The sequence below is a fragment of the Brevundimonas sp. NPDC055812 genome (assembly GCF_053616535.1).
This window is the reverse complement of record NZ_JBSHDX010000001.1, coordinates 308,003-325,563: the sequence shown is the minus strand read 5'-3', so window position 1 is coordinate 325,563 and position 17,561 is coordinate 308,003. Positions and strand designations below refer to the sequence as shown.

Below are 17,561 nucleotides of genomic sequence, written 5' to 3'. Positions count from 1 at the left end.
TGCAACGGCGTCTCCGGATCTGGGTGAGAGGGGAAATCCATGCTGAGAGTTCTGCACCGGGCGACGTCCGCCCTGGTTATGGCGACTGCGATCGGCCTTGCGCCCGCCGTCGCCCTTGCGCTGGCCGAGCCGACCTCGACGCCGCAGGCGCCGATTGCGGCCTATAAACCGAGAAGCAATGAGATCCTGTGGGACGGCTACGGCGTCCCGCACATCTACGGCGTCGACGCGCCCTCAGCCTTCTACGGCTACGGCTGGGCCCAGGCGCGCAGCCACGGCGACAATATCCTGCGCCTGTATGGAGAAGCGCGGGGCAAGGGGGCCGAATACTGGGGCCCGGATTACGAACAGACGACCGTCTGGCTGCTGACCAACGGCGTGCCGGAGCGCGCCCAGCAGTGGTATGCGCAGCAGTCGCCTGATTTCCGCGCCAACCTCGACGCCTTCGCGGCGGGCATCAACGCCTATGCGCAGCAGAATCCCGATGACATCTCGCCCGAGGTGCGGCGGGTGCTGCCGGTCTCCGGCGCCGACGTGGTGGCCCACGCCCATCGCCTGATGAACTTCCTCTATGTCGCGTCGCCCGGCCGCACCCTGGGCGAGGGCGACCCGCCGGACCTGGCCGATCAGGGATCCAACTCCTGGGCTGTGGCGCCGGGCAAGACGGCGAACGGGAACGCCCTGCTGCTGCAGAACCCGCACCTGTCCTGGACGACGGACTACTTCACCTACTACGAGGCGCATCTCGTCACGCCGGACTTCGAAATCTATGGCGCGACCCAGATCGGCCTGCCGGTCATCCGCTTCGCCTTCAATCAGCGGATGGGCATCACCAACACCGTCAACGGCATGGTGGGGGCCACCAACTATCGGCTGACGCTTCAGGACGGCGGCTATCTGTATGACGGCCAGGTGCGGCCGTTCGAGCGGCGTCAGGCCTCGTATCGCCTGCGTCAGGCGGACGGGACGACGGTCGACAAGCCGTTGGAGATCCGCTCCAGCGTCCATGGCCCGGTCTTCGAGCGCGCGGACGGCACGGCCGTCGCCGTTCGGGTCGCCGGTCTGGACCGGCCGGGCATGCTCGAGCAGTATTTCGACATGATCACGGCGGACAGCTTCGACGACTACGAAGCCGCTATGGCGCGGATGCAGGTGCCGACCTTCAACATCGTCTACGCCGACCGCGAAGGGACCATCAACTACAGCTTCAACGGCGTGGCGCCCAAACGGGCCGAGGGCGACATCGCCTTCTGGCAGGGGCTCGTGCCGGGCGATTCCTCGCGTTACCTGTGGACCGAGACACACCCGCTGGACGATCTGCCGCGCGTCACCAATCCGCCGGGCGGCTTCGTGCAGAACTCTAATGATCCGCCGTGGACGCCGACCTGGCCCGTCACCTACACGCCCAGGGACTTCCCCTCCTATCTGGCGCCCCAGACGCCGCACTCCCTGCGCGCTCAGCAAAGCGTGCGTCTGATGTCCGAGAACGACGACCTGACGCTGGAGCGCTTCATGGCGCTGCAGCTGAGCCATCGCGCCGTCATGGCCGACCGCACCTTGCCGGACCTGATCCCGGCCGCCCTGATCGACCCCGATCCCGAGGTCCAGGCGGCGGCGCGCCTGCTGGCGGCGTGGGATCGCGAGTTCACCAGCGACAGCCGCGCCGCCCTGCTGTTCGAGGAATGGGCGCGTCTGTTCGCCGGTCAGTCTTTCGCCGGCCAGGCGGGATTCGCCACGCCCTGGTCGCTGGATAAGCCGGTCAGCACGCCCTACGGCGTTCGCGACCCCAAGGCCGCCGTCGATCAACTGCGGACCGCCATCGCCAACACCAAGCGCAAATACGGCGCGATCGACCGGCCGTTCGGCGACGCCTCGCGCATGATCCTGAACGACGTGAATGTTCCGGGCGCCGCCGGCTACGGCAACCTGGGCTCCTTCCGGGTCTTCACCTGGTCCGATCCTGACGAAAACGGGATTCGCACGCCCGTCCACGGCGAGACGTGGGTGGCGATGATCGAGTTCTCCACGCCGGTGCGGGCCTATGGCCTGATGAGCTACGGCAACTCTCGCCAGCCGGGCACGACGCACTACAGCGATCAGATCGAACGCGTGTCGCGCGCCGACTTCCGCGAACTGTTGCTGCGGCGAGAGCAGGTCGAGGCCGCCGTCCAGGAACGCACGCCCTTCAACTTCAAGCCATGAAAGGCCTGACCATGACACGACGGATTGGGTATTCGGCGGGCGCGGCGTCGCTGGCGCTGATGGTCGCCGCCTCTGGAGCGGCGGCGGGCGAGCCGGCCTTCACCTCGGTTCAGGTCGAGGGCTTTTCGGTTCCGGGCGCGCTGTCGAACGCCTGGGCCGACTTCGACAACGACGGCGACCTGGACCTGGCCGTCTCCTGGAAGAGCGGCGAAGTTCGCCTCTATCGCAACGACGGCGGCGCTTTCGTCAACATCGGCCCGGAGATGGGCCTGCCGACCTCGGGCATCGAGATTCGCGGGCTGAGCTGGGGCGACTTCGACGGCGACGGGTTCGTCGACCTGATGGGCGGATCGAACGTCATGGGCGATCGCGCGGCCAATCGCTCCTTCGTCTGGCGCAACGAAGGCGGTCTGCGTTTTGTGGAGCAGGCCGAGACGCTGGGCCTTGTCGTGCCGGGGCGGATGAGCCGCCAGGCCAACTGGATCGACTACGACAACGACGGCGCGCTGGACTTCTATGCGGCGGACCGCGCAGGGCCGAACCAGCTCTTTCGCAATCAGGACGGCCGTTTCGTTCCGGTGATGGGGGAGGGCGGCGTCAACGACGTTCGCGCCACCGTCGGGGCCTGTTGGCTGGACTATGACCGCGACGGCGACCTGGACCTGTTCCTGGCCAACCAGTCCGGCTCCACCGACGCCTTGTGGCGCAATGACGGCGGCGGCTTCGTCGATGTGGCGCCGGCCCTGGGCATGGATCAGGCCGGGCGGGATCGCAGCACGGGCGGCGTCGGTTGCGCGGTCGGCGACTATGACAACGACGGGAACCTCGACCTCTTCGTCGCCGTCTATGGCGCGGACCTGCTGTACCGCAATAACGGCGACGGGACGTTTTCCGAAGTCGCGGCTCAGGCCGGGCTGGACCACGGCGGCCACGCCGTGGCGGCGGCCTGGGGCGACTACGACAATGACGGCTGGCTGGACCTCTTCGTCACCCATTATGAAGGCGAGCCGGGCAAGCAGATTCCCGTCAATCTGCTCTACCGCAATCTCGGCGACGGCCGGTTTGAACAGGTCCTGACCCGCGAGAGCCTGTTGAACGCCGGCGATCACGGCGTCGAATGGATCGACTACGACAACGACGGCGCATTGGACCTTTCGCTGACCGACGGATACGGCGACGAGGGCGGCCACTTCCTTTTCCATAACGATCTGGCTGAGCCGGCGCGCTCACGCAGCCTCAGCGTTCTGGTCCTGGACGAGGGCGGAAAGCGTATTCCGCCAGGCGCGGAAGTGCGGCTGTTTGACCGGGAGGGCCAAATTCTCGGAACCCGGCAGGTCTCGACGGGGGGCGGCTATAACGCCCAAAGCGCCGGTCCCGTGCATTTCGGCCTGGCCAGGATGCAGCCGGTTCGGGTCGAGGTCAGCTATATGGGCGGCAAGCGGGTCGTGATCGAAGATGTCGATCCTCAAGCCTTCACCGGCCGGCGATTGGCCGTGACGCCGGCGGGCCTGCTGAAGCAGCCATAGGCCTGCCGTCGCGATCACGAAGCGGCTGATAAGCGCCCCCCTTCGCCGTCGCCGAGATCGGCCCTCGGCCTTGGTCGCACGCGCGTCATCGCGTTTGCGGAAGGTCTGCCTATATAGCGACCCTTCCGTGTCGTGCGGATCGGCCACGTTCCTGACGGGAGTTTCGAGGACGTCGTCGTTTCGCGTGCGCTCCGTGTGCGCCAGTGTTTTGATCTTTCTAGATAAATAACGATAAAACAACCGCATAGGCTATCTGTCGCGCCCATGATGGACGGTGTTGATTGTGCAGCACAATCAGTAAGTTCTTGGTCTACGTGTGCAAAATTTGCACACGTTGGTCTACTTTTCGTTCCCGCGCGATCAGGCGCGATTGGGCTCTTCAACGGTGTCCGTTCTTCGCGCTAAGCCCTTTTGCGCGCTGTCACGTGCGAGGGGCTGAGAAATCAGTCTGGCGACATGATCTTTATGGCCCGGCGCGTCAAACGAGTGGCTTTTGCGCTCGCTAGCGCCAAGCTGGCGGCCTCGCTCGCAGCGAGATTGAGATGTGTTCGAATCGTTCCGGACGCGTCTGCACCGAAGCCCGCCGTGGCGCGCCAAACTGCGCTACTGATGCAAGCCGAAAACTCAAGCGATTGTGTGTGGAAGCCCTGCGGTGAAGGGGCGGGATGCCTGATATACATTCAGTAATTACTAAGTACGTTATGTATATTTGAGTAGTTCTTATATAGAGCGAATATTTTTGTTTTATTTCTGATCGTAAAATTTTGCAACACTCCCTGCTGTTTTGCGCAGCGGTGTGAATGATGACCTTGAAATTGAAATTTCTTGCCGCTTGACGAGAAGATTTGTCTAATGTACCGGCGCTTTGTAAGTTCGCGTTCGGATGACGCCGTCAGGCGGAGTTGGGCGCGCTCGCGAAATTCGAAGAACAGCGTGTCGATGGTCGTCCTTACAGGGCGGTCATCGAATGTGGGGCAAGGCGCCTCGTAAAGGGCAAACCGCCGGCGACGGCGGGACGCAAAGCCTCCGGCCTCCCTCGCGGAGGTAGCGGGGCCGCCGGTGGGGAAGCATGGATTGACGCGAGTTTCATTACGCGCGGCTGCCGCGAAAGCACGGGCCGTGGCCTGCGTCGGCAGCCTCGGGACGCGGGCCAAGGGCCAGCGGTTCAATATAGCAAAATCACCGATAACGCGGAGCTCCTCATACGAGCCTGCCGCCAAGGTTGGAGCATGAACATGGTCGGATTCCGGGCGCGCGCGCTGAGCAATCGTAGCGCGGCGGTGCTGCTGTGCGGCGTGTCGGCGGCGGCTCTACTTGGCCTGCCTTCACAGGCTTCGGCGGGGGTCGATCGATACTGGGACGCGAACGCCACGGCGGTCGGCAGCGGCGGTTCTGGCGTCTGGAACACCACGTCGGGCTTCTGGAGCCAGAGCAATGACGGGGTCAGCGGACCCTATTCCTCTTGGAACAATCCGGCGCTCGACAACGCCGTCTTCGGCGGCGCGACGTCCGGCACGGTGACGCTGGGCGCGCCGATCACGGTCGGCGGTATGACATTCGAAACGGGCGGCTATGTCCTGAATGGCGGGACATTGACCCTGGCAGGCGCCGACCCGACGATTTCGATCATCGGAAGCTCCGTCGGTGCCACCATCAACTCGATCGTCGCCGGAACGGACGGCCTTACGAAGGATAAGGCCGGGGCGCTCACGCTTAATGGCGTCAATACCTTTACCGGCACGATCAACCTGCTGGCCGGCACGCTGAACGTCAATGGTGATGCTGCCTTAGGCGCAGCGGCAAACCGCGTGGTGGCATCGGGCGGCACAGTGATTACGGCGGCAGGCGCGCTTGACGCGAACCGCGTCATTGAACTGGCCAGCGGCATGACCAGCATCGGCGGCGCCGGCGTGGGCTCTGCCCGGTTCACCGGCGCCGGCGGGCTGCGGGTTGTTCAAGGCGTCGTGCTGAACAACGACGCGAGCGACTTCACCGGCCAGATCAATTTCTCGGTGAACGGGGCTGCTTCCTTCACCTCGGTTGGAGATGTCGGCGAGGCCAGTTCACTGGGAGCCGGCGATAAGATCCGTTTCACCGCCACCAACCAGTATCAGGACTGGCTTTACTACATAGGCAGCGGCGACAGCTCCAACCGGGATTGGGAGTTTGCCACGAGCGGCGGCACGTCGGGGGCCGTCTTTGTCAATGACGGCACAGGCACGTTGACGCTGAGCGGGGCAATCGCCGCCATTGGAGCGGTGAGCACGGGCATGTCCTTCGTCGCCCAGAAGGCGGACCTGGAACTGCTGGGAGAGATCAGTAGCCTAGGCGACCGCAACATCAACTTCCGGGGCGGCGGGGTCGAGCGTACGATCACCCTGGGCGACGCTAACGTTTATGCCGGAGGCACCGTTATCGGCGCAAGCGGCGCGGTCACGCTGCGCGCGGGGCTTCTGGCGGACGCCGGGGTTGTCAGTTCGTTCGGAACGGGTACGGCGGGCGGCGTCAGCATCTATTCCGACAGCGTCCTGAGCTACATCGGGACGGGCGCGAGCAGCAACCGCGCCTGGACGATCGGCCCGGCCCTGGCCGCAGGCGGCATGGGCGGCAAGATTTCGAATGACGGCACGGGGGCGCTCGACCTCAGCGGCGCCGTAGACTTCGCTTCTGGGCGCGTCGGCGGGCTTCGGCTGGGCGGCGATTATGCGGGCGTCAACACCCTGTCCGGCGTCATCTCGGGCAATGGGGCGCTGGTCAGCAGCGGTGCGGGGACCTGGGAGCTGTCGGGCGCCAACACGCGCACGGGCGCGATTGTGGTGGACGGCGGGACGCTCCGCGCCGGCAGCGCCTCGGCGTTCGGCACGACCACGGACGTCACCGTCAATGACGGCACGCTCGACCTGAACGGCTTCGACCTGGCGACGACGACGCTCGCAGGCACGGGCGGGGTCGTCGAGCTCGGCAATGCGACCCTGTCCCTGGGCAGCACCGCCAGCACGACCTTCGCCGGCAGGATCGCAGGCAGCGGCGGGCTGACGAAGGCAGGAGCGGGGATACTGACCCTCACCGGAGCCAACACCTACAGCGGCGACACGACCCTCAACGGCGGCGGGCTGACGCTGGACTTCTCCGCAGCGGGGGCGCCGACGGACAACATCCTTTCGGCCGGTACGACCCTGAACCTGGCCGGCAGTTCGGTGCGGATCGTGGGGGGAGCCGGCGCCGCCAACAGTCAGGCCTTTGACGGCCTGAACGTTTCCGCCGGCAACAACCGGGTCGTGGCGGCCCCTGGTGTCGGCGGCGACGTGTTCGTGAACTTCGGCGCCATCAACCGGACCGGCGGCCTGATTGACTTCACCATACCGTCCGGCGCCGTCTTCACCACCGCCAGCGCGGCCCTGGGCGGCTGGGCGACGGTGAACCAATCGGACTACGCCAAGGTCGTCGGCGGGATCATCACCGCCTTCGAGGAAACGGACTATAACGACAAGGACGACGCCGCCGCCTGGCTGGACGGCGACATCATTTCGGATGTGGCCGGATTCCACGGCACGGTCGGCTCCAGCACGCAGCTCGGCGGTCTGCGCTATACGCAAGCCGTCGCCACGACGGTCAGGATCGCGGGAGGGCAGACGCTGGGCACCGACGGAACGATCATCGTCGCGCCCAGCGTCCTGAACAACAATCAGCTCATCACCGGCGGCGCATTGACGGGCAGCATCGGCGGCGGCGTGCTGGGCCTTCAGCAAAACAGCGGCGGCAACTTCACCATCGCCTCGACCATCACCGACAATGGCGGGGCGATCGGCTTCACCAAGGGCGGGAACGGGCGCGCGACCCTGACCGGCGCCAACACCTATACCGGCGCGACGACGCTGAGCGGCGGCGTCCTGGCGATCAATAGCCTCGCCAATGGCGGTCAGGCGAGCAGCCTGGGCATGGCGAGCGCGGACGCCGCCAATCTGGTGCTGGAAGGCGGCACGCTGAGCTACACCGGAACGGGCGATACGACCGACCGGGGCTTCACTCTGGTCAACGGAGGGGCGACGCGCACGATCGAGGTCGTCAACGGCGGGGCCAACCTGGTCTTCGGAGGTCTGGTCACCAGCCCTGACGATTCCGGGTTCATCAAGGCGGGCGCCGGCACTTTGACGCTTGCAAACAGCGCCAATGACTATGTCGGTGCAACCACGGTGAACGGCGGCGTGCTGGCGGTGACGACGCTCACGAACGGCGGTGAGGCCAGCAGCATCGGCATGGCGGGCAGCGATTCCGCCAATCTCGTGCTGGCGGGCGGGACGCTGGACTATCTCGGCGCGACGACGAGCGGCGATCGTGGCTTCACCCTTAACGCTGGCGGAGGCGGCATCGGCGTCAATAGCGCCAGCACGACGCTGACCCTGAGCGGAGCGGCGGTCGGCGGCGGTCGCCTGAGCAAGGAGGGCGACGGCACGCTGCTGTTGACCGGGGCCAACAGCTATAGCGGCGGCACCCAAGTCAAAGGCGGAACCTTGAGAGCCGGTTCGGCTCAGGCTTTCGGCAGTCCGTCGAGCTTCATGACCGTCGACGCCGGCGCCCGGTTGGAGTTGGGCGGCTACGACATAACCATTGGCGGCCTGTTGGGCGGGGGACTGGTCGATCTTGGCGGCCATACGCTGACTTCGAGCGGCCTTTCGGCCAACGGCTTTACCGGCAAGATCACGGGTGCAGGCGGCTTCACGCGCACCGGCAGCTGGACTCAGACCCTGAGCGGCTGCGCCAATGACTATACCGGCAGGACCACGATCGCCGGCAGCGGCACGCTCAGCATCAATTGTCTCGCCAATGGCGGCGTGGCGAGCGGTATTGGCGCGTCCGGCAGCAGTTCGGCCAACCTGGTCTTCAACAGCGGCATGCTCGCCTATACTGGGGCCAGCGTCACCACGGATCGTGGGTTCACGCTTCAGGGAGCCGGCGGCATCAACGTCGTTGACGCCGTCACGACCCTGGACTTCACGGGCCAAGTCGTCGGCGCCGGAGCGCTAACGAAGTCGGGCGCAGGCACGCTGGTCCTGTCGGGCGCCAATACTTACGCGGGCGGGACCACTGTTTACGATGGCGTCCTGCGGGTCAATTCGGCCAGTGCTTTTGGCAATTCCGGCGCCCTGACGCTGTCAAATCTGGCGGGGGTCCTGGTGGACCTCAATGGTTTCAACACCACCATCGGGCATCTGGCGGGGGGCGGTGCGCTCGGCGGGGATGTGGCGTTGGGCGGAGCCACGCTCTCGCTTACGACCGGCGGTTCCGGAACCGGGACCTACGGCGGCGCCATTAGCGGCGCCGGCGCGCTGATCAAGGGAGGTTCCTACACGCAGGTGCTGAACGGCTGCAACAGCACCTATACCGGCGGCACGACCATCAACGGCGGCGTACTCGTCGTGTCCTGCCTTGAGGACGGCGGCGTCGCCAGTTCGATAGGGATTTCCGGCTCGGCGGCCAGCAATCTCGTCATCAATGGCGGTACGCTGCGCTATGTCGGCGCCGGCGGCGACGCCAACCGTCAGTTCACGCTCGGCGCATCCGGGGGGAACGCGCTCGACGCCTCGGGCTCTGGCGCGATCAACTTCACCTACAATGGGGCTGTGACATTCGCCGCGCCCGACACCGCGCAGACCCTGACGCTGACGGGCGTCAACACCGGCGACAACACGCTGGCCGCGCAGCTGACCAACAACGGCGCGGGCGTGACCTCGCTCAACAAGACCGGCGCCGGGACCTGGATTCTGAGCAACGCGGGCAGCACCTACACCGGCGCCACCACCATCAGCGGCGGGGTGCTAGGCGTGGACAAGCTCGCTGACGGCGGGCTGGCGTCCAGCCTCGGCGCTTCTTCGTCAGCGGCTTCGAACCTCGTCATCGGCAATGGATCGACCCTGCGCTACACCGGCGCCGGCGACATCACCAACCGGCTGTTCACGCTGTCGGCGGGTGTGACCTTCCTTGAATCCGCGGGCTCGGGCGCCATCGTCTTTACAGACACGGGGCCTGTCACGCTGGCGGGCAATAATCAGGCGCGCACCATCGCGCTCGGTGGCTCGAACACGGGCGACAACACCCTGGCCGGCTCGATCGGCGACGCCGGAACCGGCAGGACGAGCCTGGCCAAGAACGACGCCGGCACATGGGTGCTGACCGGGACCAACACCTATAGCGGCAATACCGTGATCAACGCGGGCCTGCTGAAGATCGGCAATGGCGGAACAGCAGGTTCGATCCTCGGGGATAGCTTCATTTCGGGCGCTGGCGGCTTGGGCTTCAATCGCTCCGACGCCTACAGCTACAATGGGCTGATCTCGGGTTCGGGCGCAGTGAGGCAGATCGGCTCCGGCGTCACCACCCTGACCGCGAACAACAGCTATACCGGATCGACCTTCGTCGATGGCGGCGCCTTGATCATCAATGGCGACCAGTCGGCGGCTACGGGGCTGACGACAGTGGCCTCGGGCGCGACCCTGGGGGGCAGGGGGATTATCGGCGGCGACGTGAGCGTCGGCAGCGGAACCCTGGCGCCGGGTGAAGTCGGCGCGGCCGGCGCCTTGACGATCAATGGGAATCTTCTGCTCGGCGCGAACTCTACCCTGGCCATGCAGTTCGGTCAGGCGGGAACGGCGGGCGGAGGGCTGAACGACCTGATTGTCGTCAACGGCAATGTGACCCTGGACGGCGTGTTGAACGTGGCCGAGACGGTTGGCGGCGCCTTTGGTCCCGGCGTCTATCGCATCATCGACTACACCGGCTCCCTGATCGACAACGGCCTCAACCTCGGCGCCCTGCCCAGCGGCACGGGCGTCATTCAGACGGCGGTCGCCGGTCAGGTCAACCTGTTGGCGGGCGGGTCGGATTTCAGCTTCTGGGACGGCGACGCGGGACCCAAGTTCGACGGCGTCGTCAGCGGCGGCTCGGGTCTGTGGCAGAACAACGCCGGCAACAACAACTGGACCGAAGCCACGGGCAATCTGAACGCCGCCTTCGATGACGGCGCCTTCGCCATCTTCGCCGGTGCGGCTGGAATCGTCATTATCGACAACGGCCTGGGCCAGGTGACGGCCAAGGGCATGCAGTTTGCGACCGATGGCTATATCATGGCGGGCGGTCCGCTGGTGCTGACTGATCCGCAGTCCATCATTCGTGTGGGCGATGGTACGTGGGCCGGGGCCGGTTTCACCGCGACGATCCATTCCGCCATCGCCGGCGTCGGACAGTTGGTGAAAACCGATGCCGGTACGCTGATCCTGAATGGGCTGAACACCTATGCGGGAGGCACGTCGCTCAATGCCGGTACGGTGCAGATCGCCCACGGCGACGCCCTGGGCACGGGCGCGGTCCGGTTTGACGGCGGTACGCTGAATACAACGGCGAACCTGGCTCTGAGCAATGACGTCCTTCTGGATGGCGGCGGCGATTGGCGGATCAACGCCAACACGACCATGACGCAACTCGGCACGGTCAGCGGCGCGGGCGCCTTGTACAAGAGCGGCGCCGGTACGCTGACGCTGCTCGGCGATGCGATCCATACCGGCGGCGCCACGATCGCCGAGGGCACGCTGCAGATCGGCGATGGCGGCACGCTTGGCAGCCTGAACGGCCATGTGCTGAACAACAGCGCGCTGGTGTTCAACCGTTCGAATGTGCTGGTCTATGCCGACAATATTTCCGGCAGCGGCAGCCTGTCGCAGATCGGCGCCGGTACGCTGAACCTGACCGGCAACCACAACTATATGGGCGCGAGCTCGGTTCAGAATGGCGCAATTCTGCTGACCAACGGGGGGCAGATCACCGGGACATCGGGCTTGAACATTGACCGCGGCGGCCTGTTTGCGGTCGACGGCGCGGGCTCGCGTCTGCAAACGGCGGCGACGGGCGTTTCTCAGATCGGCAGTTCCGCGAACCAGAACGGCAATCTGGTTGTCCAGAATGGCGGTACGACGTCCTTCGCCGATCTGCGGATGGCCACGGGGCTGAACAGCGCCGGTAGCTTGATCGTCACGGGTGCAGGATCGCACGTGGACGTGAACGGCCATGCCGGCCTTGGCGTGATGGGCAATGCGACGGTCAACGTTCTGGACAGGGCTAAGCTGACCACGCGGAGCAGTATGCTGGTCGGCGGGCAGTTGTCGTCGCAAAGCAGCGGTTTCGTTACGGTGTCGGGCGCGGGCTCGGAATGGGAAGTGGTCCAAAATCTCGGCCTGCGTCGTGGTTCGCTGACGGTTTCCAATGGCGGCCGTGTCACGGCCGATACAGCGGCCGTCGGCTATTATGCCGGTATCGGCCCCAGCCGTCCCGATGCCGATCTGTTGGTCGAAGGGGCGGGCTCACGCCTTGATGTGGCGGGCGCACTGCTCATCACCAACACCAACTCGCCGGCCTCGCGCGGGGCGATCACCATCGCGGATGGCGGGGTTGTCAGGGCCGGTTCGCTCGCCATGGGCCCGGGGGATGCGGCCCTGAATATCGGCGGCGCCGAAGGCGCTGCAGCGCGCGCCGCCGGTACGTTGGATGTCGGCGTCGTCACCATGGCGTCGGCGGGCAACCGCATCAACTTCAACCACGTCGACGCCGACTACCGCTTCTCGTCAGCGATCTCCGGCCTGGGCGGCCTCATCCACAATGGTTCCGGCGTGACGATGCTGACCGGCATGAACAGCTATGCCGGCGGGACGATGGTCAACGCCGGGAGCCTGTTCATCAACGGCGACCAATCGGCCGCGACCGGACTGACCAGCGTCAACATCGGCGCTGCACTGGGCGGTGTTGGCGTCATCGGCGGCGATGTCGTCGTCGCCGACGGCGGCGCGCTCAACCCTGGCGGCGCCGGAACTTCGCCCGGCACGCTGAGCATCGCCGGCGACCTCAGTCTCTCGAACGGCTCGGCGCTCAACTTCAGCTTTGGTCAGGCCAATGTGCCGGGCGGTCCGCTGAACGATCTGATCAATGTCGGCGGCGATCTGACGCTCGCCGGCACGCTCAATGTCGACGCCGCTGGGAGCGGGACTCTGGATCCGGGCGTCTATCGTGTCTTCAACTACAAGGGCGCGCTGACGGACAACGGCTTGCTGGCCAACCTTCCTTCGGCGGACTTCTATGTCCAGATATCGGTGGCGAACCAGGTGAACCTGGTCAACACCTCGGGACTGGCCTTGCGTTTCTGGGACGGCGCGGCTGGATCCAAGAACGACGGCGTGATCGACGGCGGAGACGGCGTTTGGCAGGCCTTCGGCGCATCGCCCGACAATGGCGAGGACAATTGGACCGAGGACGGCACGACCAACGCTCCGTTCCAGAACGCCGCCTTTGCTGTTTTCGCGGGAACGGCGGGCAAGGTCACGGCCGACGACAGCAAGGGCGCCGTCAACGTTTCCGGGATGCAGTTCGTCACGGACGGCTACGTCGTCACGGGCGACGTCATCAACCTGGCAGGCGCCTCCGACGCCGTGATCCGTGTCGGCGACGGTACGACCGACGGAGCGGGCGCCACGGCCCGGCTCGAAGCCGAACTGGCGGGCGCTTCGGGCCTGATTAAGTCCGATCTGGGCAGGCTGATCCTGACCGCTGTCAACACCTATGCTGGCGGCACGACGATCACGGGCGGCGTTCTTCAGGTTTCCGACGACGCCAACCTGGGGGCCGCCTCAGGCGAGCTTCGCTTCAATGGCGGCACGCTGAACACCACCGCCGACATGGTGTCGGACCGCTTGGTCGATCTGATCGACGCGGGGACCTTCGACACCGACGCTGCGACGAGCCTGACGTTGAACGGCGTGATTTCGGGCCTCGGCGGCTTCACCAAGAAGGGGGCGGGCGACCTGATCCTGACGGGCGCCAATACCTATGACGGAGCCGTTGAGGTTGAAGCCGGAAGCCTGTTCGTTCGAGGCGACCAGTCGCTGGCGACGGGATCAATCCGTGTCGGAGCCGGCGCCTTGCTGGGCGGGGACGGGGTCATCGGCGGCGATGTCCTGATCGCCAACGGCGCCACCCTGTCGGCCGGTATGGACGGGGCGGGCACGCTGGCTATCGGCGGCGACCTGGAGTTGAAGGCCGGGTCGATCCTGGACTTCCAGTTCGGCCAGGCCAATGTCGCGGGCGGGTCGTTGAACGATCTCGTCAACGTCGGCGGCGACCTGACGCTGGACGGCGTGCTCAACGTTTCGACGACGGCGGGCGGGGTCTTCGGCCCTGGCGTCTATCGCGTGTTCAACTACGGCGGGATTCTGACGGACAACGGCCTTGCGCTGGGCGCAAGCCCAGGCGGGAGCCTCTCGGTGCAAACATCGGTCGGCGGTCAGGTGAACTTGGTCAACACCGGCGGTCTGACGCTCAACTTCTGGGACGGCGCGGCCGGACCCAAGAACGACAACGCCATCAACGGCGGCGACGGCGTCTGGCGGATCGACGGCGGCTCCAACAACTGGACCGACGCCGGCGGAACGGTCAATGCGGATTATGCCCAGGACAGCTTCGTCATCTTTTCGTCGGCGCCGGGCGTGGTGACGGTCGACAACAGCGGGGGCGATGTTCAAACCTCGGGAATGCAGTTCGCCAGCGACGGCTACGTCCTTGCAGGCGACGTCCTGACCCTGACCGGATCGCAGGCGGCGATCCAGGTCGGCGACAGCAGCGCGGCGGGGGCCGGCTACACCGCGACCATTGATGCGGAACTCGCCGGCGGCGCCATGTTGATGAAGAACGACATGGGCGTGCTGATCCTGAACGGGAACAACACCTACATTGGCGGCACGACGATCACGGGCGGCGTTGTGCGGGTTTCCAACGACGCCAACCTCGGCGCCGCCTCTGGCGGGCTGAGCTTCAGCGGCGGTGTGCTGGACGTCACGGCCGACATGACGTCGGGCCGCGCGTTCGACTTCGTGGGTTCGGGTTCGATCCAGAACGCCGCGAACACCACCCTGACGCTGACCGGCGCCCTTTCGGGACCGGGGCGTCTGGTTAAGGACGGTGCGGGAACACTGGTGCTGGCGGGGACCGGAGGAACCGGTGGGGTCACTGTCGATTCGGGCGTCGTTCTGGTGAATGGCGACTATTCTGCGATGGGTGGTCTCAGCCACGTGGCCTCGGGCGCGACCTTGGGCGGCAAGGGTGTGATCGGCGGCGACGTTTCCATCGCTGACGGAGGTGTCCTGTCGCCGGGAGCAGGCGCGCCGGGAGCCTTGACCATCGGTGGCGACCTGTATCTGAGCGGTGGAAGCCGGTTGGCGTTCGACCTCGGCGAGGCGAACGTCGCGGGCGGCGCCCTGAACGACCAGGTCGTCGTCGGCGGCGACCTGACGCTGAACGGCGTGTTGGACGTGACGGTCCCGACGGGCGGCGCCTTCGACATCGGGGTCTATCGCCTGTTCGATTACGGCGGCGTCTTGACGAACAACGGCCTGACGCTGGGAAGCCTTCCGGGCGGCGATGCTTCGGTTCAGACGTCGGTCCTCGGTCAGGTCAACCTGATCAATAGCGCCGGGCAGGCTCTCAACTTCTGGGACGGAGCAGCGGGATATGAGAACGACGGCGTGGTCAATGGCGGCGACGGCGTCTGGCAGGCTGGGACCGGCAATAGCTATTGGACCGATCAGAACGGGGTGGTGAACGCGCCCTACGCCGACAGCGCCTTCGCCATCTTCAGCGGGGTCGGCGGGACCGTCACGATCGACGGCGGTCTGGGCGACGTGACGGCGACGGGGATGCAGTTCGCCGTCGACGGCTATGTGATCACGGGCGACGCCCTGACCCTGAGCCAGACCCAGTCGACGATCCGCGTCGGCGACGGGACCACGACGGGCGCTGAGTTCACGGCCACGATCAAGGCCGTGGTCCAGGGCGCGGCGCAATTGGTGAAGACGGACGGGGGCAGGCTGATCCTCGACGGCGCCAACACCTATGCGGGCGGCACCTTGATCAGCGGCGGCACCGTTCAGATCGCCAGCGACGTCAACCTGGGCGAGGCGGCCGGCGCTGTGACGCTGGACGGCGGCGCCCTGGCGACCAGCGCCGACATGACCAGTCGCCGCGACATCGTACTGGCCGGGGCGGGAACGATCTCGACCGCCGCGGACACGACCTTCACCTTCGACGGCCTGTTCTCGGGTGCGAACATCCTGACGAAGACGGGTGAGGGCGTTCTGGAGGTCACAGGCGACAGCCGCGGCTTCACGGGCGGCGTCCGGGTGATGCAAGGCATCCTGGGCTTGCAGGGAGCCATGGGTGGAGGCGTCAGCGTCGCAGCCGGCGCACGACTGGAAGGCGGCGGCCGGATGGCGAGTCTCGGCAACGCCGGCGTGGTCGCGCCGGGACGTGAGGGAGTGTTCGGCGCACTGACCGTGACGGGCGGGTACGAGGGCTTGGGCGGGCTTCTGGAAATCGAAACCGCGTTGGGCGGCGACGCTTCGCCCACCGACCGTCTAGTGATCGGCGGGAACGCTGTCGGAACGACTGAAGTGGTGGTGATCAACCGCGACGGTCTGGGGGGCCAGACCGTCGAAGGCGTCAAGATCATCGAGGTGGGAGGGACCTCCACGGGAGCCTTCACCCTGCGCGGCGATTATAAGTTCGACGGATCGGCGGCGGTGATCGCCGGCGCCTATGGCTATCGTCTGCATCAGGGCGGCGTCTCGACGCCGAACGACGGCGACTGGTATCTGCGGTCGTCGCTTTTGAATCCGGTGAATCCGGTCGAACCTGAAGGGCCGCTCTACCAGCCTGGCGTGCCGATCTACGAGGCCTATGGAGCCAACCTGCAGGCGATCAACAGCCTGCCTACCTTTCAACAGCGTGTCGGCGGCCGCACCTGGGCGCAGGGTGCTGATTCTGCAAGCGGCGGCGGATGGAGCCGTATCGAAGGTGTTCGAACCCGCGGCAACGCCGCCGTATCGACTAGCCAGTCTGAGCAGGACATCAACAGCTGGAAGGTTCAGATGGGTTTTGACAAGGTGGTCGCCCAGGCCGCCTGGGGCGGCCGGTTGATTGCCGGCGTCACGGCGCACTACGCCGAAGCCAACAGCCAGATCCGCTCCCTGTTCGGCAGCGGCGTCCTGGAAACGAACGGCCATGGCGTGGGCGCAACTCTCTCGTGGCAAGGACAGACAGGTCTCTACCTCGACAGCCAGGCTCAGGTCAGCTGGTATCAGAGCGACCTCGAATCGACTGTTCTGGGCCGATTGGTCACAGGCAATGGCGGTCAAGGCGAAGCCTTCAGCGTCGAAGGGGGCCGGCGCCTGCCGATCACCGACAAGGTCAGCATCACGCCGCAGGCGCAGTTGATCTATTCCAAAGTCAGGTTCGACGGCTTCGCGGATGCAGCCGACGCCGAGGTGTCGCTGGACCGCGGCGAAAGTCTGAAGACTCGTCTGGGCCTGTCCATTGATCAGCACGAGGCCTGGGAAAGCGGTCGTGGCCATGTCTATGCGGTAGCCAACATCTCCTATGAGTGGATGGACCCGTCTCGCGTCGACGTCTCGGGCACGCTGATCGAGCATGCCGACGAGCGGCTTTGGGGCGAGGTGGGCATCGGCTTCAGCGCCACCTGGAGGCCCGGCGTAACCTTCTTCGGTGAAACGGCGGTCACCAGCGCGCTTGAAGATGGAGATAGCCGCTCGTTCCGGGCCAATGCAGGGGTCAGAATCGCCTTCTGACCCGGAGGGTCGATTGGTCCTGGGTGTGGCATTTCTAGAAGCCGTCTAATGTCCGCTTTTGAAGCTGTGGGCGGCTCACCGCGGATCGCGGATGTTGAGTAAGTTGATGCGAGCATGATCGCTTGGTGAGGGGCCTCGTCGCGATCAATCCGCCTCT

Annotated in this window: 3 protein-coding genes and 1 riboswitch; all 3 genes read left to right on the top strand. The window is 65.8% G+C overall.

Features of this window, described 5'->3' with window-relative positions:
- The first annotated feature begins 39 nt into the window (after nucleotides 1-39).
- The 3 genes from ACWGL1_RS01555 (at nucleotide 40) to ACWGL1_RS01545 (ending at nucleotide 17,404) form a co-directional block, all read left to right on the top strand.
- The gene (locus ACWGL1_RS01555; protein ID WP_452110992.1) at nucleotides 40-2,202 is read left to right on the top strand and encodes an acylase; all 2,163 of its coding nucleotides are present in this window, start codon (nucleotides 40-42) and stop codon (nucleotides 2,200-2,202) included.
- An 11-nt stretch (nucleotides 2,203-2,213) separates the two neighbouring features.
- Nucleotides 2,214-3,728, top strand: a complete 1,515-nt coding sequence (locus ACWGL1_RS01550; protein ID WP_452110991.1) for a CRTAC1 family protein — start codon at nucleotides 2,214-2,216, stop codon at nucleotides 3,726-3,728.
- Nucleotides 3,729-4,710: 982 nt separating this feature from the next.
- Nucleotides 4,711-4,789, top strand: a riboswitch (cyclic di-GMP riboswitch).
- Nucleotides 4,790-4,957: 168 nt separating this feature from the next.
- Nucleotides 4,958-17,404 (top strand): autotransporter-associated beta strand repeat-containing protein, encoded by a 12,447-nt coding sequence (locus ACWGL1_RS01545; RefSeq protein WP_452110990.1) that lies wholly within the window; start codon nucleotides 4,958-4,960, stop codon nucleotides 17,402-17,404.
- Nucleotides 17,405-17,561: the final 157 nt, after the last annotated feature.